General features: G+C 39.3%; 24 protein-coding genes, 1 other RNA gene, 1 pseudogene, 1 riboswitch and 1 other annotated feature. Of the genes and pseudogenes, 12 read left to right on the forward strand and 14 right to left on the reverse strand.

Annotation, left to right across the window (positions count from 1 at the left end; genetic code table 11):
• Nucleotides 1-230 precede the first annotated feature (230 nt).
• The 9 genes from MOO44_RS06795 to MOO44_RS06835 all read left to right on the forward strand — a co-directional run bounded on the left by MOO44_RS06795 (nt 231) and on the right by MOO44_RS06835 (nt 9,581).
• Complete coding sequence (locus MOO44_RS06795) at nt 231-1,616, forward strand: hypothetical protein (protein ID WP_260116390.1); 1,386 nt, start codon at nt 231-233, stop codon at nt 1,614-1,616.
• 54 nt (nt 1,617-1,670) lie between these two features.
• Nucleotides 1,671-1,894, forward strand: a binding site (T-box leader).
• Between the two features lie 44 nt (nt 1,895-1,938).
• The gene (locus tag MOO44_RS06800) at nt 1,939-2,709 is read left to right on the forward strand and encodes an acetoin reductase (RefSeq protein WP_260116391.1); all 771 of its coding nucleotides are present in this window, start codon (nt 1,939-1,941) and stop codon (nt 2,707-2,709) included.
• A gap of 550 nt (nt 2,710-3,259) precedes the next feature.
• Nucleotides 3,260-3,985 carry a 5-oxoprolinase subunit PxpB gene (gene pxpB, locus MOO44_RS06805; protein ID WP_260116392.1) on the forward strand — a complete coding sequence of 242 codons (726 nt, stop codon included), beginning with the start codon at nt 3,260-3,262 and terminating at the stop codon, nt 3,983-3,985.
• Nucleotides 3,978-4,997, forward strand: a complete 1,020-nt coding sequence (locus MOO44_RS06810) for a 5-oxoprolinase subunit C family protein (RefSeq protein WP_260116393.1) — start codon at nt 3,978-3,980, stop codon at nt 4,995-4,997. Before pxpB ends, MOO44_RS06810 begins: the two co-directional genes overlap by 8 nt.
• Before the next feature lie 5 nt (nt 4,998-5,002).
• On the forward strand, nt 5,003-5,416 hold the full coding sequence (locus MOO44_RS06815) for an acetyl-CoA carboxylase biotin carboxyl carrier protein (protein WP_260116394.1): 414 nt from the start codon (nt 5,003-5,005) through the stop codon (nt 5,414-5,416).
• Nucleotides 5,388-6,761 (forward strand): acetyl-CoA carboxylase biotin carboxylase subunit, encoded by a 1,374-nt coding sequence (locus tag MOO44_RS06820; protein ID WP_260116395.1) that lies wholly within the window; start codon nt 5,388-5,390, stop codon nt 6,759-6,761. The genes MOO44_RS06815 and MOO44_RS06820 overlap by 29 nt, the downstream gene beginning before the upstream one ends.
• A 5-nt stretch (nt 6,762-6,766) precedes the next feature.
• Entirely contained in the window at nt 6,767-7,573 is an 807-nt protein-coding gene (locus MOO44_RS06825) for a putative hydro-lyase (RefSeq protein WP_260116396.1), read from the forward strand.
• A gap of 13 nt (nt 7,574-7,586) precedes the next feature.
• A complete protein-coding gene (locus MOO44_RS06830) occupies nt 7,587-8,339 on the forward strand; it encodes a LamB/YcsF family protein (RefSeq protein ID WP_260116397.1) in 753 nt (250 codons plus the stop codon).
• A gap of 21 nt (nt 8,340-8,360) precedes the next feature.
• Nucleotides 8,361-9,581 (forward strand): NRAMP family divalent metal transporter, encoded by a 1,221-nt coding sequence (locus MOO44_RS06835; protein ID WP_260116398.1) that lies wholly within the window; start codon nt 8,361-8,363, stop codon nt 9,579-9,581.
• A gap of 198 nt (nt 9,582-9,779) precedes the next feature.
• Here MOO44_RS06835 and MOO44_RS06840 read toward each other — a convergent pair whose 3' ends face one another.
• Entirely contained in the window at nt 9,780-10,322 is a 543-nt protein-coding gene (locus MOO44_RS06840; protein ID WP_260116399.1) for a folate family ECF transporter S component, read from the reverse strand.
• Nucleotides 10,323-10,358: 36 nt separating this feature from the next.
• Nucleotides 10,359-10,456: riboswitch (THF riboswitch) on the reverse strand.
• A gap of 69 nt (nt 10,457-10,525) precedes the next feature.
• Nucleotides 10,526-11,389, reverse strand: a pseudogene (locus MOO44_RS06845) (DegV family protein).
• A 130-nt stretch (nt 11,390-11,519) separates the two neighbouring features.
• Between MOO44_RS06845 and MOO44_RS06850 the strand changes: the two are divergent.
• Nucleotides 11,520-13,235, forward strand: a complete 1,716-nt coding sequence (locus MOO44_RS06850; protein ID WP_260116400.1) for an NFACT family protein — start codon at nt 11,520-11,522, stop codon at nt 13,233-13,235.
• A 56-nt stretch (nt 13,236-13,291) separates the two neighbouring features.
• Here the strand turns inward: MOO44_RS06850 and MOO44_RS06855 are convergent, their stop codons facing one another.
• The 7 genes from MOO44_RS06855 to MOO44_RS06885 form a co-directional block, all read right to left on the reverse strand.
• Nucleotides 13,292-15,790, reverse strand: coding sequence for a carbamoyl phosphate synthase preATP-grasp domain-containing protein (locus tag MOO44_RS06855; RefSeq protein WP_260116401.1), 2,499 nt, complete (start codon nt 15,788-15,790; stop codon nt 13,292-13,294).
• Between the two features lie 7 nt (nt 15,791-15,797).
• Complete coding sequence (locus tag MOO44_RS06860; protein ID WP_260116402.1) at nt 15,798-16,871, reverse strand: carbamoyl phosphate synthase small subunit; 1,074 nt, start codon at nt 16,869-16,871, stop codon at nt 15,798-15,800.
• A 27-nt stretch (nt 16,872-16,898) separates the two neighbouring features.
• The gene (gene pyrR, locus MOO44_RS06865; RefSeq protein WP_260116403.1) at nt 16,899-17,438 is read right to left on the reverse strand and encodes a bifunctional pyr operon transcriptional regulator/uracil phosphoribosyltransferase PyrR; all 540 of its coding nucleotides are present in this window, start codon (nt 17,436-17,438) and stop codon (nt 16,899-16,901) included.
• 113 nt (nt 17,439-17,551) lie between these two features.
• The gene (locus MOO44_RS06870; RefSeq protein ID WP_260116404.1) at nt 17,552-18,454 is read right to left on the reverse strand and encodes an RluA family pseudouridine synthase; all 903 of its coding nucleotides are present in this window, start codon (nt 18,452-18,454) and stop codon (nt 17,552-17,554) included.
• A gap of 6 nt (nt 18,455-18,460) precedes the next feature.
• Nucleotides 18,461-18,928, reverse strand: a complete 468-nt coding sequence (gene lspA, locus MOO44_RS06875; RefSeq protein WP_260116405.1) for a signal peptidase II — start codon at nt 18,926-18,928, stop codon at nt 18,461-18,463.
• A 17-nt stretch (nt 18,929-18,945) separates the two neighbouring features.
• Nucleotides 18,946-20,607 (reverse strand): formate--tetrahydrofolate ligase, encoded by a 1,662-nt coding sequence (locus tag MOO44_RS06880; RefSeq protein ID WP_260116406.1) that lies wholly within the window; start codon nt 20,605-20,607, stop codon nt 18,946-18,948.
• A gap of 14 nt (nt 20,608-20,621) precedes the next feature.
• Nucleotides 20,622-21,011, reverse strand: coding sequence for an EbsA family protein (locus tag MOO44_RS06885; protein WP_260116407.1), 390 nt, complete (start codon nt 21,009-21,011; stop codon nt 20,622-20,624).
• 35 nt (nt 21,012-21,046) lie between these two features.
• On the opposite strand from MOO44_RS06885, the gene MOO44_RS06890 reads away from it, so the two are divergent.
• Complete coding sequence (locus tag MOO44_RS06890) at nt 21,047-21,463, forward strand: ribonuclease HI family protein (RefSeq protein WP_260116408.1); 417 nt, start codon at nt 21,047-21,049, stop codon at nt 21,461-21,463.
• Here MOO44_RS06890 and MOO44_RS06895 read toward each other — a convergent pair.
• The 5 genes from MOO44_RS06895 to MOO44_RS06915 form a co-directional block, all read right to left on the reverse strand.
• Nucleotides 21,451-22,611: an NAD(P)/FAD-dependent oxidoreductase gene (locus tag MOO44_RS06895; protein WP_341482920.1), complete on the reverse strand. Its 1,161-nt coding sequence runs from the start codon at nt 22,609-22,611 to the stop codon at nt 21,451-21,453. The genes MOO44_RS06890 and MOO44_RS06895 overlap by 13 nt on opposite strands.
• The gene (locus MOO44_RS06900; RefSeq protein WP_260116409.1) at nt 22,538-23,689 is read right to left on the reverse strand and encodes a THUMP domain-containing class I SAM-dependent RNA methyltransferase; all 1,152 of its coding nucleotides are present in this window, start codon (nt 23,687-23,689) and stop codon (nt 22,538-22,540) included. Before MOO44_RS06900 ends, MOO44_RS06895 begins: the two co-directional genes overlap by 74 nt.
• A gap of 81 nt (nt 23,690-23,770) precedes the next feature.
• Nucleotides 23,771-24,148, reverse strand: an RNA gene (gene rnpB, locus MOO44_RS06905) — RNase P RNA component class B.
• A 22-nt stretch (nt 24,149-24,170) separates the two neighbouring features.
• Nucleotides 24,171-24,563 (reverse strand): cell division regulator GpsB, encoded by a 393-nt coding sequence (gene gpsB, locus MOO44_RS06910; protein ID WP_260116410.1) that lies wholly within the window; start codon nt 24,561-24,563, stop codon nt 24,171-24,173.
• A 58-nt stretch (nt 24,564-24,621) separates the two neighbouring features.
• Nucleotides 24,622-25,188 (reverse strand): SLOG family protein, encoded by a 567-nt coding sequence (locus tag MOO44_RS06915; RefSeq protein WP_260116411.1) that lies wholly within the window; start codon nt 25,186-25,188, stop codon nt 24,622-24,624.
• A 125-nt stretch (nt 25,189-25,313) separates the two neighbouring features.
• Here MOO44_RS06915 and recU point away from each other — a divergent pair, with 125 nt between their 5' ends.
• On the forward strand, nt 25,314-25,913 hold the full coding sequence (gene recU, locus MOO44_RS06920; protein WP_260116412.1) for a Holliday junction resolvase RecU: 600 nt from the start codon (nt 25,314-25,316) through the stop codon (nt 25,911-25,913).
• Nucleotides 25,914-25,928 lie beyond the last annotated feature (15 nt).

The raw sequence follows: 25,928 nt of genomic DNA on the forward strand, positions 1-25,928 counted from the left end.
AAGTAGTTCTCAAACGATGCTCAGTCACATATACTAATATCAATTCAAGAGGAAAGAAGGAATGAATGATTAAAAGTAAACTGATTATTAGCATCCTCTCAATTGCAATGGTGACTCCGTTCGCCATCAAGTATGGGTATCTAAAGCAACCCTTAGTTTCGATCAAAGCTAATCGAAACGACTAATAAACTAAAAGATAAAAACATTAAATTGTAAAGGAAGTTTTGACCATGAAGAAAAATCATAAGAACACACTACTATCTATTTTATTAAGTGCCTCATTAATTGGTTTCACCGCTGCTCCACTAAATCAAATTCATAATGATCCAATGGTCCATGCGGCCATTAACCAAACTAAGCCCGCAAACAAACCTGGCGCAAGCTCCGCCAGTTCCGCTAAACTGTCTGGGACTCAAACGGTGACTAGTCAAAAGACCGTTAACGATGCTGATGTTAAGGCTGACCAAGCAAATCGTTCGGCATTGCTGGTTAAAAAGGGCGGTATTTTAAACATCAATAACAGTGTGATTGCAAAGACCGGGAATACGACTAGCGAGGACAATAGTAATTTTTTTGGCCAGAACGCAGGGCTGCTAGTAACTAGCAACGCCACTGCGAACGTTAACCACTTAACTGAAACTACTAATGGGAACGGTGCCAATGCTGTTTTTGCAACTGGTAATAAGGCGGTCATCAATTTAAATCATGCTAAGATTAATACTAAACAGAATTCATCTAGGGGGTTAGATGCTACTCAAAAGGGAACCATTAAGGCGACGAATACTAATATCTCGACTCAGGGTAGCCACTCAGCAACTCTTGCAACTGATCGGGGTGGTGGAACGGTCAGCCTAAACACCGGGAATCTGAAAACTGCTGGGGATGGATCACCAATCATCTACTCTACTGGTAAGATCAACGTTAAAAACGTTCAGGGAAATGCAAGTAGTGCCGAAGCGGCGGTAATTGAGGGTGACAATAGCATCAATGCCACTGATTCACACCTTACTGCTAATCAGAATAATGGGGTCATGTTATACCAAAGTATGTCTGGTGATTCAAAAACGGGAACTGCTTCATTTACAATGAAGGGCGGTTCGCTAACTTCTAAAGTGACTGCTGGTTCTAAGGGCACCACTAAGCATACCGGAGCATTATTCTACGTTACTAATACCAATGCTAAGATTAATTTAAATAACGTTAAGTTAAGCAATGCTTCCAATACTTTAATCAGGGCAGCAAGCGACCGTTGGGGTAGCAGTAATAGCAATGGTGGTAAATTGGCGTTTACTGCGACTAAACAGGCCCTTACTGGAAATGTGGAAGTTGCTAGTGGTAGTTCCGTTGCCTTAGTCCTAAAAGATGGCAGTAGCCTCTCCGGCAGTATTAACTCATCCGACACCAAGGGGGTTACTAAACTAACGTTAAATGGGAATAGTTCTTGGAACGTGACTCAAAACTCATACTTGACGGAATTAGTCGGGAGCAAGGCATCCCTTAAAAACATTAAATCCAATGGGCACAAAGTTTACTACGATCAAAGTAATCAAGCCAATTCTTGGTTGAATGGTAAAACTTACAAATTAGCTGGTGGTGGAACCCTTAGTCCTAAGTAATTGGGGATGCAGTTAATTGACTTACATTATAAAATGATTATAATGTAATTAATAATAATTAACGATTAAAGATGAGTAAATTAATTTAGATTCTAAAGTGAAAAACTGACAGTGAGAAGGTTTTGTTTCTGATTAATTGAAGATGGTCTTTTGCTTTATTGATTCTACCGAGTTATTAATGAGGTAGATTCGGAGACTTCCGTTACCAAGGCTAAGGGTGGTAGGTAAACCTACCAAACTAAGGTGGTACCGCGGAAATGAGCGCTTTCGTCCTTGTAATTAGGATGGGAGCGCTCGTTTTAATTTAAGGGAGGAATTAATGATGACTAAAACAGCAGTAATTACCGGCGCGGGTCAGGGAATTGGTGAGGGGATTGCCCATCAATTAGCAAAGGATGGATTTGCCATTGCAGTAGCAGACATTAATGAAAAAACTGCCAACCAAGTGGCTAACGATTTAAAACAAAGTGGGTATTCAGCTAAGGCATACAAACTAGATGTTGCAGACCGGAATGCAGTGTTTGAACTGGTCCAAAATGCAGTGAACGAACTGGGTGAACTCGGTGTATGGGTCAATAATGCCGGGGTTGCCTTTATTGAGTCCTTTGTGGATTCTGATCCGAAAGCCTTCGAACGATTAATTGACGTCAATTTAAAGGGGACTTATTGGGGGATTCAGGCGGCAGCTAAGCAATTTTTAAAGCAGGGACATGGTGGTCGAATCGTTAATGCCGCCTCGCTAGCTGGAGTTGAAGCCTCTGCATTACAAAGTGCCTATTCGGCCTCTAAATTTGGGATTCGTGGATTAACCCAATCTGCGGCAAAGGAATTAGCCAAGGATGATATTACGGTCAACGCCTACAATCCGGGCGTGGTTAGAACTCCAATGCGGGATGCAATTGATAAAAAGACGGCTGCAATTAAGGGCATTTCAATTGCAGAACAGCGGGCCGATGTATTAACTGAAATTGACCGCGGCCGTGAGGCGACGCCTGCTGACGTTGCCAACTTAGTATCGTGGTTGGTTAACCCTAAGACGGAATACATTACGGGACAGTCCTTCATGGTTGATGGCGGGATGCACTATCTATAATTAATAGATGACGCAAACGGTTTACTTAATTATGAATGAAGTATAATAAAACGTTAGTCGTTTTAAAATTTAATATTTAGCTGCATTTAAGAACTGACTCTAATATCCAATTGGGGTCAGTTCTTTTTTAATTTTATTAGAAATATTAACTATATTAATATTTGAAAGTAACCATGATTTCATCAATAATTACCAAAAGATAGTCATAATTCACATAAATATTTTTAATAATCATTAGGTTTTTATCACAATTATACGTAATTTTCACCGACTGAAAATTCATTGTTAATTAGAAATTTAATAAGGATTTAATCAATTTAATTGTCTATCATTTGTGATATTAAATATAACATAGATTTTTATTCAATATATTACGCTTAAAAATGTAAATTATTACAATTAATACATTAATATTGGATTTTAATTAATTAAAATGCATTAAAAAACAATTAGAATTGACATTGCACTATAATTAATAATATAATGTCAATTAAAATCTAATTGTCAATCTGCTATTATGTTATTTTTATTGACATACAGGAGGCGCATCATGCACTCATTTAAAATCATCCCAGTTGGTGATCAAGCATTATCAATTGTTTTCCCAGATGTGATTGATATTACCGTCAATCGCCAAATTCAAGCATTGGTAAAACAGATTAACCAGTTAAATATCGTCGGGATTCAGTCCTTAATTCCTGCTTACCATACTTTAATGATCAGTTTTGATGCACTAAAAGTTACATATTTACAATTAAGATCAAAATTAAATGGATTATTGAGTACGGATGAATCTTTACAGAACGCTGAAAAAAGGATATTAAAAATTCCAGTTTGCTATGAAAATCCTTATAATCCGGATTTGCAGTCAGTAGCTGAGTTCGCTGGTATCAGTCCTGAAGAAGTCATTAGGATGCATACGCAGGGAACCTATTTAATTTATTTTTTAGGCTTTTTACCAGGATTTGCATATATGGCTAGCGTTGATAAGCAAATTGCAATGCCTAGGTTAGAAACTCCTCGGGTAAAAATACCAGCAGGGAGCGTTGGAATTGCAGGAATCCAGACCGGCTTTTATCCAGTCGATGCTCCAGGTGGATGGCGTTTGATTGGTAGGACTCCACTCAAGCTATATAATCAAAGGAAACCAGAATTATTTTTCCATTCAGGTGATTTCGTTAAATTCTTTTCAATCAGTCTAGATGAATATGAAAAAATCAAGCTATCTGATCAAAAGGGCGAATACAAAGTAAGGGTGGTCGTTGAAAATGGATAAATTATTAGTGATCGATGCTGGATTACAGACTACTATTCAAGACCTAGGACGTTTTAATCACCAAATTGATGGTTTTCCCACTTCAGGATGCATGGATCAATTTGCATGTAAAATTGCCAATTTATTAGTTGGAAATGCTGTTGATGCTGCAGTGCTAGAAGTGTGCATTACAGGTGGAACGTTTCAGTTTGAATCCGAGACTTTTATTGCTTTTACCGGTGGCGATTTTGCATTAACGTTGAATGGAAAATCTATTAATCCTAATCGAGCTATCATGGTTCAACGTAGCGACATTTTAAAAATTGGTTATGCTAATAGCGGCCGGTATGGCTATTTAGCAATTGCGGGTGGAATCTTAATTCCGGTAGTAATGGACAGTCGTTCCACTACAACTCGGATAGGAATTGGTGGCCTTCATGGACGTAGTTTACAAGCTGGTGATTGTATCCCCATTAGTTCGAATAATACTTTGGACGAATTTGCTTTTCGACAATCACCATTAAAATCTCCAGTTTCAGTTAATAATTATATTACCATTCGTTTTGTTAAGGGTCCTCAATGGGAACAATTCGAACAAGCAGATGTTAAAACATTTCTAGGTCAATCCTATCAAGTATCAAGTGCTGCCGATCGGATGGGATATCGACTTATAGGGAAACCAATTAAAACTAGTGCTGCTAACATGCTATCAGAAGCAACTGTTTTTGGTGGCATTCAAATTAGTTCAGATGGAAAGCCCATCGTATTATTAGCGGATCGCCAAACAACCGGTGGCTATCCAGTAATTGGCGTTATTATTTCAGTAGATATCCCTAAATTCGTACAAAGCCAAACAAATCGATTGATTAAATTTGACTTGGTGTCATTTGAGGATGCAAATGATGAATTATTAAAACAACAAACTGCCATTAATAATCTTAACCACAGTTGGTATCTGAAACGATTTAAAGCACCAATCGGAATTAAGCGTAGTGCCGCACAAAAAATTAGTACTTTATTTGAGCAGGAGTGATAAAGATGGACTTAAAAGTGATAAAAGAATTAATCAACTATTTAAAACAAAATGAACTAAGCGAAATTACTTACCGCAGTGGAGAAGATGAAGTTACTTTAAAGCAATCATTAGTTGGGAGTGAAAACACTTTTGGTCCTATTAACCATACTGATGATAAGGGAATCTCCACTGATAATGATCAATCTTACACCGTTAATTCACCGCTGGTAGGAGTGTTTTATGCTGCTAAATCACCACAAGATGATCCGTTTGTGAAAGTGGGGACGAAAGTTAAGGCGGGTGATTTAATTGGAATCATCGAGGCCATGAAGGTAATGACAGAAATTAAATCTGATCGTCCTGGAGTGGTATCTAAGATTATGGTTAATAACGGAGAAGAGGTGGAATATGATGAACCACTTATTCAAATCGAGTAAAGCGGTTGTAGATTGGCCATTTCATAAATTATTAATCGCTAACCGTGGTGAAATTGCCGTCCGAATTATTCGAGCTTGTCGAGACTTAGGGATTCGAACGGTTGCTGTTTATTCTACTGCTGATCGTGATGCACTCCATACCAAACTAGCTGACGAAAGCATCTGCATCGGACCAGCAAGTGCTAAAGATAGTTATTTGTCTATTGATCAGTTGATTGAGGCTGCTAAGGTAACTAGGTCTGATGCTATCCATCCTGGATATGGTTTTCTATCAGAAGATCCAACGTTTGCTAAGCAAATAGTAGCAAATGATTTAATCTATATCGGTGCGGATGCTGATGTAATTTCATTATTAGGTAACAAAGAGGCTGCTCGTAAAACGATGCATCTGAACGGGATGCCAATCGTATCTGGAAGTAAGGAGGCGGTGACTGATGAAAAAGTTGCTGCTGAACAAGCTGAACAAATCGGATATCCAGTTATGTTGAAGGCTAGTTCTGGTGGTGGTGGAAAGGGGATGCGAATTATTCATAGTAGGAAAGAATTCGCCAAATTGTTCAGCGTTGCACAAGGTGAGGCCGTAGAATCTTTCAATGATGAACATATGTATATTGAAAAATATTTAGCTAATCCTCGACATATCGAAGTGCAGATTATTGCTGATCAATACGGGAACGTGGTTTCTGTTGGCGAGCGTGATTGTACGATTCAATCTCATAATCAAAAGGTAATGGAAGAGGCACCTGCAGTCATTTTAAATGACGTTGATCGTAACCGGATGCTTTCAATTTGTGAGAATGTTGTTGCCCCTTTACACTACGTTGGACTAGGGACAATTGAATTTTTGTATGAAGGACCTGGACGATTTTATTTCATGGAAATGAATACTAGAATTCAGGTAGAACATCCCATCACTGAATTAACTAGTGGGATTGACTTAGTTAAGGCTCAATTAATGGTATCAGCAGGAGCACAACTAGCAAAAATGCACCCGAATGAAAGCGAATTTGCATTAGAATGTAGAATCACGGCACTAAGTGCAGGAACAATCACAGGATTACATTTGCCGGGTGGATATGGCATTCGTATTGATACTGCAATTTATCAGGGTTACGTCGTTCCACCATATTATGATGCAATGATTGCAAAAATAATTGTCTTCGGTTCAAATCGACAAGAAGTAGTTCAGCAAATGCGCTCTGTTATTGATGAGACCGTAGTTAATGGAATCGATACTAATTTGAATTTATTAGCTCAGATTTTAAGTGAACCTGATTTTCGTAATATGAATACCAATGTGAACTGGTTGGATAATCAAATTCAGTTATCGAATGAACAGGAGTGATGGTGATGGTGATTAAAGCAAATAATTCTAACTTAACACAATTAAGTCCACTTGAGCTAAGGCATTTGATTCGTAAGGGCGATTATACTAATCAGACTAGTGGATTATGTGCAGGCTATACCCAGGCTAATTTAGTCATTTTACCAAAGGCATTGGCTTATGATTTCTTATTGTTTACTCAACGAAATCCTAGACCATGTCCCGTCCTAGAAGTAAGTGATGTAGGTAGTCGTAAATTAGTCGATTTTGCAAGAGATGTTGACTTAGCTAATGATTTTCCAAAGTATCGGATTTATCGTAATGGTAAATTAGCGTCTGAAACTACTTCAATCGAAGATATTTGGTCAAATGATTTAGTTAGTTTCATTATTGGTTGTAGTTTTTCATTCGAATCAGAACTATTAGCTGCTGGGATTGATGTTCGTAATATTAGTGAACACGTTAACGTTCCAATGTTTAACACCAATATTAAACTTAAATCTGCTGGTGTATTTCATGGAAATATGGTAGTTAGTATGAGACCGATTAGGGATGAATTGGTTCCCACAGCGGTTCAAGTGACTGCCAATATGCCTAAAGTGCACGGAGCTCCAATCCAAATTGGTCATCCAGAAGAAATTGGAATCCGTGACCTTAATCATCCGGACTATGGTGATACAGTAACAGTTAAAGATGGTGAAACACCTGTCTTTTGGCCCTGTGGAGTTACTCCACAAAATGTAATCATGCAGACTAAACCACCATTAGTAATTACACATGCTCCTGGACATATGTTAGTTACAGATGTCATTAATTCAACACTAAAATATTAGGGAAGTGATCTAAATGGTTTCAATTGATTTAAATAGTGATATAGGTGAAAGTTATGGTCGATATCATTTAGGTAACGATGCTGAAATTATATCGTTAGTTAGTTCATGTAATATTGCATGTGGCTTTCATGCTGGCGATCCAAATGTAATGGCTAAAACAGTTCAGCTTGCTGAAAAAGCCGGGGTGGGAATTGGTGCTCATCCTGGTTTTCCAGATTTAAACGGATTTGGTCGTCGTTATATCCAAATGGATGCTGAATCCGTTACAGATATGGTGACTTACCAAGTTGCTGCATTGGCTGGATTTACTAAAGGGCATCGGTTACATCATGTTAAACCACATGGTGCTTTGTATAATGCAGCTGGAAAGGATATTAATCTAGCTCGGGCCATCTGCAAGGGAATTCAAAATGTAGATTCACACTTACTAGTTTATGGATTATCAAATAGCCAATTGGTATTAGCTGCACAAGAATTTGGGTTACCCGTAGTTTCGGAAGTATTTGCAGATCGTAATTACCAAGCAGATGGAACGCTGGTTCCACGTTCACAACCAAATGCTGTAATCAGCGATCCTGAGTTAATTGCGAAAAGAACTGTTGAAATGATTAAGAATCATTCAGTAACAGCAATTACAGGGGAAACAGTTTCATTACAAGTGGATTCGATTTGTGTTCATGGTGATAATCAAAAGGCACTTGCCATTGTTCGAAGGTTAGTTGATCAACTAAAGTTAGATTCAATTACAATCAATAAGGCAAAATAATTGGTAAAAGGGGTGCTATAAATGGATAATAAAACAACACCAACTAACAATCATGGTAAACAAATGCGCAGTGTTGCAATGGGGGCAGCTTTCCTCATGGCTATGGCTGCCGTTGGCCCTGGTTTTCTAACCCAAACGGCGACGTTTACTGGTAAATTAGGTGCCAATTTCGGTTTCGCAATTATTATATGTATCATTATGGATGTTGTCGTCCAATTAAACATTTGGCGAATTATCGTAGTCTCTGGTAAAAGGGCTCAAGTATTAGCTAACGAAGTCTTCCCAGGATTAGGATATTTATTATCCACCTTGGTTGCTATTGGTGGATTAGTTTTTAACATTGGAAATGTTGGCGGAGCAGGGCTTGGGTTGAACGTATTATTCGGTATTTCTCCAGAGAACGGGGCAGTGATTGCCGCTGTAATTGCAATTTGCATTTTCATTGTTAAAAATGCTTTAAAAGCAATGGACCGAACCGTTCAAATATTAGCAGTAATTAAAATTGGAATTTTAATCTACATATTATTCGTAACTAAAATTCCATTTCAAGCTGCTGCTACCCATGCTTTTACGCCAACTAAGATTGACTTTTATTCAATCGTAACCATTGTAGGGGGAACTGTTGGTGGATACATCTCATTCTCTGGTGGACACCGCTTATTAGATGGTGGTGCAAAAGGAATTAAAGACATTAAATACATCAATGAAGGAGCTTTGACTGGAATTACGTTAGCATCTATCATTAGAATTATGCTATTTTTAGCCGGGCTAGCTGTGGTAATGGAAGGATTTAAACTTGATCCAGCTAACCCAGCTGCATCTATCTTCCTACATGCAGCTGGTAACTTCGGATATAAATTCTTCGGATTATTACTATTTGCATCAGGGATGTCATCAATTTTAGGATCAACTTTTACTTCTACTTCATTCTTAGATTATGCAGTAAATGAAAGAACAACTGCATTATTTAAAAAATACAGAAATTCAATTGTCATCAGCTTTATCGTATTTTCAACTCTAATTTTTTACTTTATTGGGAATCCCGCTAAAGTATTAGTTTTAGTAGGTGCATTGAATGGATTCGTACTACCAATTGCACTATGTATCCTATTAGTGGCTGTTAGAAAAAAATCAATTATGGGCAAAGCTTACCACCATCCTTTATGGTTAACGATAACTGGATGGATTGTAATTGCCTTTATGGCATACGCTAGTGTTGATACTTTATTTGAATTATTTTAGATATTAATTTTAACTCGCTTAAGTAAGATAATTATTTAAGCGAGTTATTTATTTTTTAAGTTAAAAGCATATAGAACGTTTTAAGGCAAATGATTAACTTCCGATAATATATATTATGTAAAGTAATAAAACAAATATCACCCTGCTAAATTAAAAAGCATCTTCAGTGAATTATGTAATTCACTGAAGATGCTTAAATTATTTTCTAAGGCGTTTTCCTAAGGAAATAATTGTTTTATTTTTCACGATTAGATCCATAATAAATACCTGAACTAAAACAGTGACTATTTCTTTAATGAATCGAGAAATAAAAATCACATCGAATGGAACATGGTTTAAAATCACGACCCAAAGTGTATTCAGAAATAAATTAACAAAGATTACTACGATTAATTGAGAAATGATAATGGTTTTAAGGGTTGGCTGACGATTGAAGAAAAAAATGCCAAAAACAAACCCAGTTATGATTGCTGATAACGTAAATCCTGGGAAATAAATTTGCCCAGAAATTAACGTTAGAAAAATATCAGCAAAACCGCCGATAAATCCGGCCCAAAACGGTCCGAACCACATTGCAATTAAAAAAGTAGCAATGAATGCAAAACTGAACTGAATCTTATTAGGAATTAAGTAAAATGTAAATAAACTACTTCCTAATATCAACCGAATCGCAGTTAAAAGCCCTAAGATGGCAATTCCACTAGCGTTAGGTTGCGTAAATATTTTCTTTTGGGTATGCAAAAGAGACATCTCCTAAATAGAGCTGCCACTATTAATGGTGGCGAATGCGGGACTAACATCGCAAACGCATCGTTTTTCGTCCAAAGTTCACATTCCGTTCCAATGGCACTTGACGCGCTAGTCCCTACTCCAAGTATTTTATAATAAAAAATTATTATAATAATATTATTCTACTCTTTCATCACTTACTAATCAATAACACCCTAACGATTAAAGTCACGCATCCAAGCTAATGCAAGGGACTTATTACCTAAATGTGCCCCAATTACCGGGCCGAAGTAGCTTTGCTCAATATGCACATCAGGTCGGATTTGTTTGATGCTATCTGCCCACATATTTCCACCTGCGGGATCGTTGCCATTAATTATGAGAACTCGAATCGGATAATTTAAATCCTTAGTTTTTTGAGTAAAGATACTTTCGGCGCGCTTCAGGGCCCGCTTTCTAGTTCAGACTTTATCGAATGCAACGATTTTATCACTTTGGTTATCAAATGTTAGTAGTGGCTTAATGTTTAATAGACTGCCAACTACCCCAGCCGCATTAGACAGACGCCCGCCCTTAACTAGGTTCTTTAAATCATCTACCACGAAAATTTCATCAATTGTTGCTCTTAATTGATCTAATTGTTTTAAAATATCCGCAACTGGTTCACCGGATTGAGCCATTTGAGCAGCAGCAATGGCTAAGTTGCCCATTAGCTTGACCGTAATTTTAGAGTCGTATGGATAAATCTTAATGTTATCGATGCTTGGAGCTAGTGCTGCAATCTGGTTATACAACCCTGAAATCGTACTTGCAAGGTGAATGCTAATCACGGCATCATAGCCCTCATCTGCTAATTGATCGTATAGTTGAATGATTTTACCCGTCGCCGGTTGAGCAGTACTAGGAAAGTCTTTTGCTGATTGTAATTTATCATAAAATTCATCAGTGTTAATATTAATCCCTTCATCGTAGGTTTTGCCATCAATGATGACTGAGATTGGTAAAATATGAATATTATATTTCATTAGCTCATCTTTAGAAAGATAAGCGGTACTATCAGTCACAACTGCGATTTTCATTTATTATCCATCCTTTAAATTTTTACAACTAACTTTAATTATACCATTAATCATGCTTTCAAATAATCATCCCGCTATTTTTTTGTTATAATACAGTTATATCTTAATATCGAAAGTAAGTGATTGAAAAGTGTCTTTTGACGGAAGTTTTACCCACGCTATGGTAACCGAGTTAAGTGCTCAATTAACTGGTGGCCGGATTTCTAAAATCAATCAACCCTATCCAAATGAAATTATTATTACCATCAGATCCAATCGAAAAAGTTATCCTCTACTATTATCGGCAAACCCTAGCTATGCTAGAGCTCAAGTTACTGCCATCCCATATGTGAACCCGCCCGTACCGACGAACTTTAACATGACGTTAAGAAAGTACTTAAGTGGTAGTGTTTTAACTAACATCACTCAATCTAATAATGACCGGGTGATTCAATTCCACTTTACTGTCCGGAACGAAATTGGTGATTTAAAATCAATGGTATTAATCATCGAAATTATGGCCCGGCATAGTAACGTAATTCTAGTGGACGGTTCTGATCGTCGAATTATTGATGCCATTAAACGAATTGGCCCGGATAAGAGTCGTTATCGAACGATCCTTCCTGGTGATGAATACGTTAACCCCCCTAAGCAGGACTTAATCGATCCGTTCCAATTCAATGATTGGAATCAATTAAGTGAATTAGTAACTACGTTCCCCAATCGCGATGTATTGGCTGGATCCCTACAAAAAACATTCCAGGGACTGGGCCGAGATACCGCAGCCCAACTAGCTCGCTTTTTACATGCATCCAATGCCCTTGACCAACAGTTTAAAACGTTTTTTAATCAGTTTGACCACCCGGTTCCGACGATGATCGATGCTAAGAAACCGATTTTTTTACCATTTAAACCAATCGGAATTGATGCCCCATTGAAACAATACGAATCACTAAGCTTATTATTAGATCATTATTACCAGACTAAGGCCCAACGAGATCGCGTTCGTGAGCAAGGTGGAGTATTGATTAAGGTCACTAAAAATGAACTTAAGAAAAATCGGAATAAAATTAAAAAGCTAGAACAAACGTTAGCTGATACTAAGCATGCTGACGACTATCGGATCAGGGGGGAAGTCTTAACGACCTACTTAAATCAAGTTCATAATGGGAGTACGACGATCGAACTCCCTAATTTCTATGATAATAACGCCCCGATTAAAATTAGTCTATCACCGGAAAAATCCCCCTCACAAAATGCCCAGTGGTACTTTAAACAATACCAAAAGAAGAAGAATGCAATTAAATTCGTTCACCATCAGCTCGACTTAACTAACGCTGATATTGACTACTTTGATAATATTCTGTCACAAATCGAACTAGCAGCACCTAGTAATTTGGTTGATATTAAAGCTGAATTACAACAAGGGGGCTACTTACGCGACCATGAACACCAGAATAAGAAGAAAGCATTAAGACAAAAAATCAGTCAACCGGAGCAGTTCAAGGCTAGTGATGGGACCGTGATCCTAGTCGGTAAGAACAACTTACAAAATGATCGGTTAACCACTAAAACAGCTGATAAGCGTGATACCTGGTTGCATACACAAAAAATTCATGGCTCCCACGTAATCATTCGCTCGTTCGATCCTAGTGACCAAACCATCACGGAAGCTGCCATCTTAGCCGCATACTTTTCAAAGGGGCGTGATTCAGCGAACGTTCCTGTTGACTACGTCCAAGTCAGACACGTGAAAAAACCACATGGTGCAAAACCTGGCTTTGTCATTTATGAAGGACAAAATACGATATATGTTACCCCAACTAAAGCAATGGTTGATCAACTACGGGCAAACAATGATCAATAACTAAAAATGGTCATCCCTGAAATAAATTTCAGGGATGACCATTTAATTTTAAATTATTATTTTTCAGGATCGAAATTTATTTGTGCTCCGACCTCTTGATTTGTCGTTCCAACGATTTGATCGACCTTTAAATCAATAAATGGGAACGTAGGCTTCATTTCAGCGGACGGAACAAAGGATAATTCATTGAATGCCCGATCTAAATCATCCGCACTGAGGTGGTTAGTATATAACTTGACTAACATTTTGATCCAATTAACGTTTGAAATCCGGTTTAAAAAGATGGTCTCAATAATTCGAATTGGACGAATCCCAACCACCTTAAAGTGATCATGGTCTGCTAATACCAAGATTTGGACTAGCCCCTTCCAATATGAGCTACTAATTAATTCCTTAGCATCAGTGATTAAGCCCTTCAGCTGTTGTTCATCAATGTCATATGGAAATGCCAAGTGTGAAATGTCCTTTAACTCGTTATTTTTACCGGAGGCTAATTTCACGGTATTGATAAAGCGAATTTCATCCTTAGTCACAAAGAAGTTCATCGCAAAACTGGTTTTTTGGGGAAGGGTAACGCCCGTTTCTTGATCAGGTGGAAGCACCACGACCTTTAGTTCTGGATATTGCCGTAACTGCCGAACTAGGTAGTGCCGATTTCCAGGAACCACCACGATCGCCGGCTTTTCAATTTCAGCAATGTTCAAAATGGCCCCAATTTGAATGGGCTCAATGTATTGTTTGTCACTGAGCTGGGGACTTAACGAAACTGAATTAGGGTTATTATTCATGATAATCGTCTTGTAACCTAATCGATGCATTTGAATTAATACTTCTGAAGTGTAGTAATCAGCGGCGGTATTCGGTCCCAGTCGATTACCGCCCCGCCCGATTACTAGGGCTGAACGATCAGATAGTTGATGGGACTCATTTTCCAATTCAAAACTACTGTAAAATGAGCGAATCGTTGGCGACTCTTCACCAGCAGATGGTTCGATCATTTTATAGGTCGGTAAACTATGTTCACTTTGTGAAAACGCCCTTACTTTGTCTAAATCAACCTGCCAAGCAGCTGCTAACATCCCATCACCAAAGCCACTCCGGTGGGCTGTAATTAATGCATCCGCGGTCAATGGTCGATCCAACAATAAATTTTCCACGGTTAACAGTTTTTTTAACCGCTTAAAGTAAAATGGGTCAATTTTAGTGAGCTCAGAAAGGTCTTCGACCGGGTAATTCCGTCGGAGAGCTTCAATCAACACTAAAATTCGACTCGCCTTGGGATGAATTAATTGGCTAATCAATTCATCATCGCTTAGCTCCTCCATGTTGGGCAATACATCCCGTGGATTGAACTGCGAGCTACGCATTGCCTTTAAGAGCGCCTCTTCAACCGTTCGGCCAATCCCTACCGCTGAACCGACTGACTTCATCGATTGGTCTAGGTGTTGGTCAACATGCTTTAAACTATCGAACGGCCATAGTGGAATGCGAATTAAGATGCGGTCCATGACCGGTTCCATAAAGGTGGTTAGCTTTGCATAGTCGTGTGGTAAATGAATGTCGGCAAAGCCATTCCCTAACACCAATTGAGCGGCAACGTAGTTCAATGGGTACCCAGTTGCAAGCGTAGCTAATGCAAACCCACGGTTATAATTCGGCGTGACCTTAGTTACAAAATAGTCATTAGTATCGGGATTGACCGCAAAACTGACCTCACAAGCCCCCACGATTGCTAGTTGATCAATGACTTTTAACGCTGCTTCACGTAACCGTTGGTAAACAAAATCGGTAATGGTTTGAATTGGTGAAATGGCGATTGAGTCTCCAGAATGGATTCCGATCGCATCAATGTCTTCAATGCCGTTGATGATCAACTTAGTCCCGTTCGGATCGCGAATTCCTAAAACACTTAGCTCCTTGTAACCAACAATACTTTTTTCAATTACGCACCGGTTTAAGGTCGAATCGGTAAATGATTCGGTCAATGCAGAATCTAATTCATCAAAACTATTACAAATCGTGCGGCGGCTATTAATTGATGATAGAACGGGCTTGATAATGATTGGAAAGCCTACTTTGCGAACCAGGTCAAATGCTTCGGTATTAGAATGCACAATGGTTGAAGAAATGATCGGTTCTTGGACTTCCTTCATTAACTGGCTAAAGCGTAACGGGTTTCCAACTAACTTTAGGGCTGCCTTGGACAGTCCCAGTAATTGGATGGATTCCTTTGCTAATATCTTCATCTCATCCAATTTTTGGCACAGGGCAATGGCATTCGGTCCCCCCAGGGTCGGTAAGATGGCATCGGGATGTTCACATTGGATGATTTTGACCAAGTTATCTAGATTAACAGCTTCAATAAACGCACTTGCTGGTTTAATTTCGGTCGTTGCAATCGAGTATGGATTATCATCGATAATAATACTCTTTACCCCGACCCGTTTAAAACTAACGACGGTTTGAAATATGGCCGCATCCAATTCATTTTCCTGGCCCACTTTGGAGGGACCACCCCCGATAATTAAGACCTTATTAATGCTTTGATCGATCAAGACGTGATCACCTCCTTTGTGAACCAATGTTTTCTAAGAATTCGTCAAAAATATCAGATGCAATCGTTGGCCCGGGTTCGCCATCTGGTGAAAACTGGACCGAAAAAGCTGGAAAGTCACGATGCCTTAATCCCTGGACCGTCCCATTATATAGATCGATATAGGTTGTGATCAATTTATCCTTATTGATCGATTTATAATCAACGGCGTAGCCCTGAGCTTGTGAAACATAAATGACCTGGTTCGTAATGATTTTTCTAACTGGATGGTTACTACCGTGATGTTCATTGGTCAATTTATAGACCCTAGCGTCATTAGCAAGGGCAAATAACTCATGGCCCAATCCAATCGCTAGCAACGGGAACTGCGTTTGTAACCTTTGGATGGTCTTAATGATTGATTTAGGCATATCCTCAGGGTTCCCCGGACCGGTAGAGATCACGATCCCATCTGGATCTAAGCTCAAAATTGTTTCTACCGTTGTGTTCCATGGCACTACTACGATATTACAATTACGTTCATCTAGTTTTCTTAAGATTCCCTGTTTCAAACCAAAGTCAATCACGATAATGTTAAAACCATCCCCCGGATTGGGATATGGTTTGGGCGTGGCTACCTGTGATACCTGCTGGTTGGTCAGCACCGTAGCGTTCAATTGATCGAATGCGTGTTCATCATCAACATCGACAATGCTAGCCTTCATGGTCCCGTGCTTACTAATGCGGTGAGCTAATTCACGAGTATCAATCCCGGCGATTCCCGGGATTTCATGTTGCTTTAAGAACGTATCTAGCGATTGCTTGTGTTGATGATTATTAGTGGTATCAGAGTATTCACGGGCAATTACTCCCTTAATGCTGGTCACAATCGATTGATAACTGCGGTGATTAATCCCAACATTGCCAATGGTGGGTTGGGTGAATACAATAATTTGATTATGATAGATTGGATTGGTAATGGACTCCTGATACCCCATCATATTTGAATTAATGATAATTTCACCAGTGGTGGTAGCTAAAGCACCAAATGCTTCTCCAGGATATGCTGAGCCATCTTCTAATATTAAATAACGTTTTGTCATTTTATAATGCTCCTATCGATTCCAGAGTTATTTATTGACAATTTCCACAGCATCACGTTTATCAATTTCTTGGACTGAGACCTTGATTTTTTCATTCTGGGCGCTTGGAATGTTCTTACCAACGAAATCAGCACGAATTGGTAGTTCGCGATGGCCACGGTCTACTAATACTGCTAACCGAATACTATTGGGCCGTCCTAATTCAGTAATCGCACTCAACGCAGCGTTAATGGTCCTGCCAGTAAACAATACATCATCAACTAAGATTACGTTTTTTCCCTCAACTGAGACCCGGTCTTCGCCACTGGCAACGACCGTGGGCGTCTCCTTAGCGCTATCATGTTCAATGTCATCGCGATACTTGGTAACGTCTAATGCTCCTACTGGCACTTCCACGTTTTCTAATTTTTGTAGTCGATTAGCAATTCGCTTCGCTAAATAGACCCCCCGGGTTTTGATCCCAATGATCACTAAGTTATCAATTCCCTTGTTCTTTTCAATAATTTCATACGTAATTCTAGTTAAAGCGCGTTGCATCGCCATTTTATCAATGATTACTTTTCCCATTGTAAAGTCCTTCCTTTATTAAAAATGGTTGCTAATTCGATCACTCGAACAGCAACCATTTTCCAGTGGTTAATATATTATCAGAATATTTTAAAATGTTAAATTTGTCAATGCTATGACCGTTGATGCCGTAATTGTTTAAGTGTTTTTTCAAAAATAGGCGGAATGGGCGTTGAAAATAACATTTGCTTGCCCGTTCGGGGATGTTTGAACCCCAATACTTGAGCATGGAGAAATTGTCCATTTCCAGGGATGGTTTTCCGTGGTCCGTAGAGCGGGTCCCCCACTAGTGGATGGCCAATTGATTTCATGTGGACTCTAATTTGATGGGTTCGCCCGGTCTCTAGTTGACATTCCACCAACGTGTAATTAGCGAAGCGCTCTAGCACTCGATAATGAGTGACCGCATGACGGCCATCAGCAACGATAGCTTGTTTTTTTCGGTCCTTTTTATCCCGCCCAATGGGGGCATCGATCGTTCCATGGTCTGACTTAATTACCCCATGGACTAATGCTACATACTTCCTAATGTTGGTCTTGTCCTTAAGCTGTTTTGAAAGTGATTCGTGGGCTAGGTTATTTTTAGCAACCATTAGTAACCCGGAAGTATCCTTATCAATCCGGTGCACAATCCCAGGACGCAACGTCCCGTTAATATTTGATAGGGGCGTATGGAACAATAGCGCATTCACTAGCGTGTGGTCAGGATGCCCGGGTGCTGGATGCACTACCATTCCCTGTGGTTTATTGACCACGATCACGTCATCATCTTCATATACGATATCTAAAGGAATTGCTTGCGCAATCAAATCTAGCTTTTTAGGCGCGGGGATGTCAATTTGAATTAAATCTCCGGTTCGCACCTCATATTTAGGCTTGACCTGCTCTCCATTAACTAGGATATCACCAGCTTGAATTAAATCCTTGGCGCGGGACCGACTCATTTTAGGTTGTAACTCAGCACTTACCTTATCAATGCGGCCACTTTGATCAGTAATGGTAAATTGTTCAGCCATTAATAATCAACTCTTTTCTGGTGTTTCACTGCGCCATAGCATAATCAATAACAGGATAACCCCCATTGTTAAACAAGCATCCGCAAAGTTGAAAACGAAATTTAAAAACGGCAGGTTCAAATCTACTTGGAACATATCAACGACATACCCATGAATACTTCGATCAATAAAGTTACCAACCGTCCCTGCAAGTAATAAGATAATGGTAATTGTATAACCGCGACTGTGACGGAGCTTGAACAGGTAGTAGAGCATCACTGCAATGGCAATGATTGAAATAATGATGAAAAAGTTTAATTTTCCTTGTAACATGCTCCACGCTGCTCCGTGATTGTGCAGGTTAGTTAGTGATAATCCCCCTGGAATCAAAGTTTCAATTTGGCCCTGTGCCATTGATGCTGATACCCAGGCTTTGATGCCTTGATCAATTCCAATTAAACCAACCAGAAGTAAAATAATAAATATAACAGGCATTGCTAAAGTCCCTTCGTTTAGAATAGTCCGGTGATTTCACCGTTATCCTTGATGTCCATATTTAATGCAGCGGGGTGACTAGGTAGCCCTGGCATGGTCAATACGTTCCCAGTCAATGCTACAATAAAACCAGCGCCGAGCTTCACTTGAAATTCACGAATGTGAATCTTAAAATCGGTTGGGGCCCCATGGACAGAGGCATCATCAGTTAATGAATATTGAGTCTTTGCCATACATACTGGCAGTTGATCCCAATCATTTTGAACGATTTGCTTGAGCTGCTTTTTAGCCTTGCTGGTAAGTTCAATCCCGTCGCCTCCATAAATATTAGTAACGATTTGATTGATTTTAGCCTCGATTGAATCATGGTTTGAATATAATGGTTTAAATTCGTGGGGGGTATCAGCGGCCTTTACCACTTCCTTTGCAAGGTCAATGGCCCCCTTCCCACCTTGGGCCCATTCGTAGCAGGTCACACTTGGGATGTGGAAGTTATCAGTCACGTATTGTTTTAATTGGTTAATCTCAGCTTCAGTATCGCTAGTGAAATCGTTAATTGCAACGACAACTGGTTTCCCGTATCTCTGCATTGCTTGAATGTGTCGACCTAGATTAGCAGCCCCCTTCTTTAGAGCAGCTAAATCTTCAGTCGCCAATTCATCCTTTGCAGCCCCACCATTTAACTTAAGGGCCCTAATGGTAGCAACGATTACCACCACATCCGGCGTCTTACCTAGGCGAGGAGCAACGATATCCATGAATTTCTCACCACCTAAATCAGAACCAAATCCGGATTCAGTAACCGTATAATCAGCGGTGTTCAATCCCGCACGGGTAGCAATAATACTGTTACAACCATGGGCAATATTTGCAAATGGCCCCCCGTGAATGTACGCAGGCGTATGTTCAATCGTTTGCACTAGATTGGGTTTGATGGCATCCTTTAGTAGTAAGGTCAATGCTCCTTGGACCCCAAGGTCTTTAACGTAAACTGGTTTACGATCATAGGTGTACCCAATTAAAATTTGACTGATTCGTTCTTTTAAGTCCTTAATATCACGACTAAGGCATAGAATTGCCATTAACTCACTGGCAACGGTAATATCAAAGCCGTCTTCTCTAGGAACTCCGGATGTTCGACCACCTAAACCAATGACCGTGTGGCGAAGCTCACGGTCATTGATATCTAAAACCCGTTTCCAAGTGATTTGACGGGGATCGATATTTAATTGATTACCGTGGTGAATATGGTTATCAATTAATGCTGATAAAGTATCATGGGCTTCAGTTAGTGCATGAAAGTCACCTGTAAAGTGTAGGTTAATATCTTCCATTGGAATAACTTGTGAATAGCCACCACCAGTGGCACCACCCTTCATGCCCATTACTGGACCCAAAGATGGTTCTCTTAATGCTAGTGCTGTTTTGTATTTCAGTTCACTTAGTGCATCACCCAACCCCACTGCCATTGTTGTCTTACCCTCACCAGCAGCAGTTGGGTTAATTGAAGTGACTAATACCAACTTTCCCTTGGTATCTTGGTTTGCAACTGGCAACGTTACCTTAGCTTTGTAATGTCCATAAGGCTCAATTTGTTGCTCACCTAAACTCAACTGACTTGCAATTTTACCAATTGGTAATAATTCACTATTTTGAGAAATTTCAATATCTGTTTTCACGATTTCCACCCCACTTATTGATATGCGTTTATTATACCATTGATTTCAATTACAGAATTAGCTGGTAGCATAAAAAGATAGTGATTTTGCTGATAATCAAAACTAATTGTAAATTTACCAGCATGGAGATTATTGATATTGTGCATTGGAATCCTTAACCAATTTGGATTCATTACGTGTCCGACCATAAACTGACCATTTTCAATCGTAATTTTTCTGAAGTATAATTGGGCTGCACTAATTAAAGTAAATAGGGTAAAGAAAAAGAGCGTGATCCAAGAAAATTGAGTTACTTCAAGCCAAAAAATGATTCCTAATAGTAATAATATGAACGTCCAACTCCAACAAATCGTTGATGTTAACGGGTTAGGTTGATAAAAAAAGGTTCTTTTAGACGTAGTCATTAAATTAAATCCTTTCGAATGGAGTGTGCTAACCAATGTATAAACTATATACTGATGCTGCTACTTTGAATCATGGTGACATTAAGAATGATCAAAGTGCCGGTGGTATTTTAATTTTAAATAATGGTCATCAATTACAAATGAAGGTCCCATTAAGGGATGCTCATGATAATCATACCGCAGAATTCACTACTTGTATTGCGGGATTAAGGGCTCTAATTGAACAAATTCCCGCAGCTAAATTGAGCCATACGATTGTCTTTTACTACACAGATAGCAAGATCCTAGCAGACAGTCTAGATAAGCAGTATGCTAAACATTACCAACCATTTGTGGATTCCATTTTAGCACTAGAAGCTAAGTTTCAATTAGTAATGAACCAATGGATTCCAGAAGCACAGAATATGGGGGCCCATGAATTGGCCCAACAAGCCCTGCATCAATTTAGGTAGGTCTCAATCGGTTTCGTATAAGCATCCCAATCAGGATAATTAGGGTCAATCACTTCAGCTGCTAATAATTTAGCAATCATTGGACCAGTCGTTAATCCTGATGATCCTAATCCGCCACCAATCAACACGTTATCTAAATTGGGTAAGTAACCAAAAAACGGTGCAAAATCATCAGTATACGCCCGGGTCCCTATCCTGACCTCCTCGATATTTTGAGTGGTAATGGTAGGCATCAATCTTTGAGCACTAGCTAATAAGTCATTGATAACTTCACTGCTTGGCTGTAGGTCAAAGCCCTGATCATTTTCATGGGTAGCACCAATAATTATGTGTTGATTATCAATGGGGATAAAATCGCGTTCCCCTTCGGGCATTAAAACCGGCATTGGGCTTTTAGCAACTGGATGCTTTAAACGAAGAGTGATTAACTCACCCTTTTGGGGACGGACGTTTAAGTTATACTGCAATGGAGCTAGCGTTTTTTGCATCCATGCGCCTGTGCATATTATTATTTTTGAATATTTTTTTATTTTTTCTTTTGTTAAAGTAACTTTTTGCTTTTTACTATGCAAATTACGCTGTTCAGCAATCCTTAAAAGCCGTTCTCGATAGCGTTTCCCATCAATCCAGGCCCCTCCAGATACGAATACGCCCGGATAATGATTAGTAACCATTGGAATCAATTCGTTAACTGTATCCGCGCTTAATTTTTGAATCGTTCCCATCAATGGAGCCATCTGTTTACGCTCGATGGCAAGTGCTATTAACTCATCTATCCGCTCCATTGAATCCCTAGTAATAATCGTCCCACTCTGATGATAAGTGGAAACGTCCATCCTAGTCTCAAGGGCGATTTGTTTAACGACGTCAGCACCCATTCTTGCCAATCGGTACCAACGCTGGTTACGGCGTTTGGATAGCCATGGGGAAATAATGCCAGCAGCTGCCTTAGTGGCCTGTCCAGTCCCATCATCAAATAACGTAACGTCAAAATCCCGCCATTTTTCACAAGTAGCTAGATAATATGCAACGGTACTTCCGATAATTCCACCGCCAATAATGGCAATCTTTTGATTAGTCATTTTGATGCTTCTTTCTAAAGTCTGGGCGCCCCCAATATTGGAAGTAGTCGGTCCGAATGGATCCATTATAGAGCTTTCGTTTCTTGGTCGCCTTTTCACCATAGTGTTGTTCAAATTCCAAATCACTAGTTAAAAAGTACTTCGACCAGGTTGTAAGGGGTTTAAAGACCCGTCCCATTTGGTGGTATAAACGAATAATGCTTTCCTTATCACTCATTCGTTCACCATACGGTGGATTAGCGATAATGACCCCATTAATTAAATCAGTCTTAAAATCTTGGACCGCTAATTGTTTCGTTTGAATATCATATTGTAAGCCCGCTTCTTGTGCATTGCGGTTGGTTGCTTCAACCATCTTCCCATCAATATCAGAAGCAAAAATCTGAAGTTCAGTATCGTAATCTGCTTGTTCGTCAGCTTCATTACGGACTTGCTCTGCAAGCTCTTCGGATACCCAATCCCAACCTTCACATTGAAAATCACGATTGAACCCAGGAGCAATGTTTCTAGCAATCATCGCTGCTTCAATCGCTAGGGTTCCCGAACCACACATTGGATCCCAAAATGGCATGTCTGGTTTCCAATTCGTTAACATAATCAATGCTGCAGCCATGTTTTCCTTTAAGGGTGCAATTCCCTTTTCAACCCGATAACCACGCTTAAATAAACTATTCCCAGTGGTGTCTAGGGTCAACATTACATTATCCTTATTGATCACTACTTCTAATGGAAACCGGGCGCCAGTTTCTGGAAACCGTGTTCGCCGGTGGTAAACATCCGTTAGCTTACTGACCACTGCCTTTTTAGCAATCGCTTGTGCGTTAGGCACACTGTGGAGTTTAGAATTACGCGAACGGCCCTCCATTGGAAACTCAGCATCCATTGGCAGCAATGTTCCCCAGTCTAGTGCCTTTGTTTTTTCAAATAGTTCATCGAACGTGTAGGCTTTAAATTCACCCACTACGATTTTAATTCGATCAGCAGTTCTGAGCCACACGTTAGCAGTTAAAATATCCTTTACATTTCCTTGAAACCGAACCCGACCGTTTTCAACTTGGGTTTGATAGCCCAAGTCCCGTAGTTCTTTGCCTACTAGGGCCTCGATTCCAGCAGCACAGGTAGCAATTAAATTAAATGTTTGCATTATATTATTTGAGTCCTCCTTGAAAAAATGAATAAAAAAGGGGTGAGAGTTAAACTCTCACCCCTTCCTGATGGTGTAAATCCCTGTAAGCCATGTTTTGTGCTCAATTAAAATTTCAGGACAAATTAATTGAGTAGTAATCATCTATCTGAGAAATAAAATTTCTCCCCCATGCTTGGTTCAATTTCCGTACATGAAGCTCCCCTACCGTAGTTTGGGTTTCCCGCTCGAGGGGTTTACCGCGTTCCACCAATTAAATTTCTTTAATTGTTTCGTCACTGTGGCACTTTACAGAGTATTAAAGCATCGCCTAAGCATTAGCTCGTTTCTCCGCCATCATTACCAAATGGTAATGCCTCGGCTTATTTTTTCGCCGAGCACGAACACTACAGACATCGCAGCCTGTGCGAGAGTGGACTTTCCTCAGCTGATACGAACCAGCCGCGATTACTCAGGATTTACACCAGGTTATAAACTTAAATTAGAAACGATGGGAGTCAGAATTTCCATTCCCCATTTGAGTTCCAAAAACACGTCGTTCCAAGTTCGATAGCCGCTTTAGAATATCGATTGTCGTCGCATTATTCATGATTGGCGCAGTACTTGGATCAAAGCCTTGTGAACTTTCGTTACTAGCTGGTCGATTATTTGATGTGTTATCTTGACCCATTGCAAGCTGACGATTAAGCTCATCAACTTGACTTTTCAACCGGTCATTTTCATCCCGTAACTGTTGATTTTCACGATCAAACGTATCATAATCCTTGATTACGTCATCCAAGAAACTATCAACATCATTAGGATCATACCCGCGCATCTTTTGTCTAAATTCCTTATTCAAAATCTGCTTAGGAGTAAAATGAATTTCTTCCATCGTTTGTTACACCTCACGAATTTATCAAGCACGAATAACATTATACCAAAAAAAAATCCTATTGAAAACTATTATTTTGGTTTTCCTGATATTCATTAGCCGCATCTTGTAAATCATCAAAGTCCACCATTTTTAAATCGTATTCATGGTTTTGCATGTAGTTATGAATGGCTCGATAATCATACTGGGCTTTACCTTGTTTTTCTACATCATAAATCATAACTGCCCCATCTGTATGCTTCAACATAAATTCTTGATAATTTCTTAATTGTTGAGGTGAACGATACGGCTGTGCACTTACATTTGCTGTAAAATCAGCAAGGGCCCTTACTCGGCTTAACTTTTGCTGATTATTTTCATTCCATTGATTACCAAACTCAGCAAACGGGGTCATTACGGCAACTTGAAATTCACCGGGATATTGTTGCTTTAATTTACTTGCCGCTTCAACGCTCCACTGCTCAATGCCCATTTGACCACCAGTAATGATCCAGTCATAACCAGATTCAATTGCTTCAACAATAATGTCATTTAAGACAAGCTTTAATACCGTTAATTTAGGGTCTTGATCATTAAAAACCCCTAGTTCATAACTACGATATCCAGTCAACCAAAGTCGCTTCAAAAGCCCACTCCTTTCAAAAAGAATTTAAAAACACTTCTGTAATTGGTATAATAATACCTAGTGAGTTATTATCTCTATTTTAACACGCCAAAGCTTGGTTAAATAAAAGATTGAAAGGTGGTCATATGTCAATTAACTATCCTGGGGGCACCAATGCTAATCCATTTTATCCATCCCCAAACCATAAGCCTCAAATTGACAATTATGCTGATCGGGGGATGACGTTAGAAGCAGACCTCAATCAAAGTAATCGATACTACCTTGAAAGGGAAATTGCAGTTATTCATAAAAAACCCACCCCAATTCAAATCGTCAAGGTCGACTACCACAAACGTTCAGCTGCGGTAATTAAGGAGGCATACTTTAATCGTGCTTCTACTACCGATTATAACGGGATTTATAAGGGGCGTTATATTGATTTTGATGCAAAGGAAACTAAAAGCCAAACCGCCTTTCCGCTAAGTAATTTTCATGAACATCAAATTGAGCATCTGCGTAAGTGCGTTAAACTTGGTGGCATCTGTTTTGCACTTATTAAATTCGTAAGAACGAATGAAATTTTTTTATTTAAAGCGACTGATTTATTTCAATTTTGGGATGCTCAACATAATGGCGGCAGAAAGTCAATTCCCAAGTTGACAATTCAAGAGCTTGGTTACAATATTAAATATCGATTACAGCCGTTAATTCCATATTTAGATGCTGTTGATCAGATAATGGATTAATTAAGGAGTTTTTTA

Origin of the sequence: Nicoliella spurrieriana (assembly GCF_023380205.1) — a bacterium.
Taxonomy (GTDB): Bacteria; Bacillota; Bacilli; order Lactobacillales; family Lactobacillaceae; genus Nicoliella; species Nicoliella spurrieriana.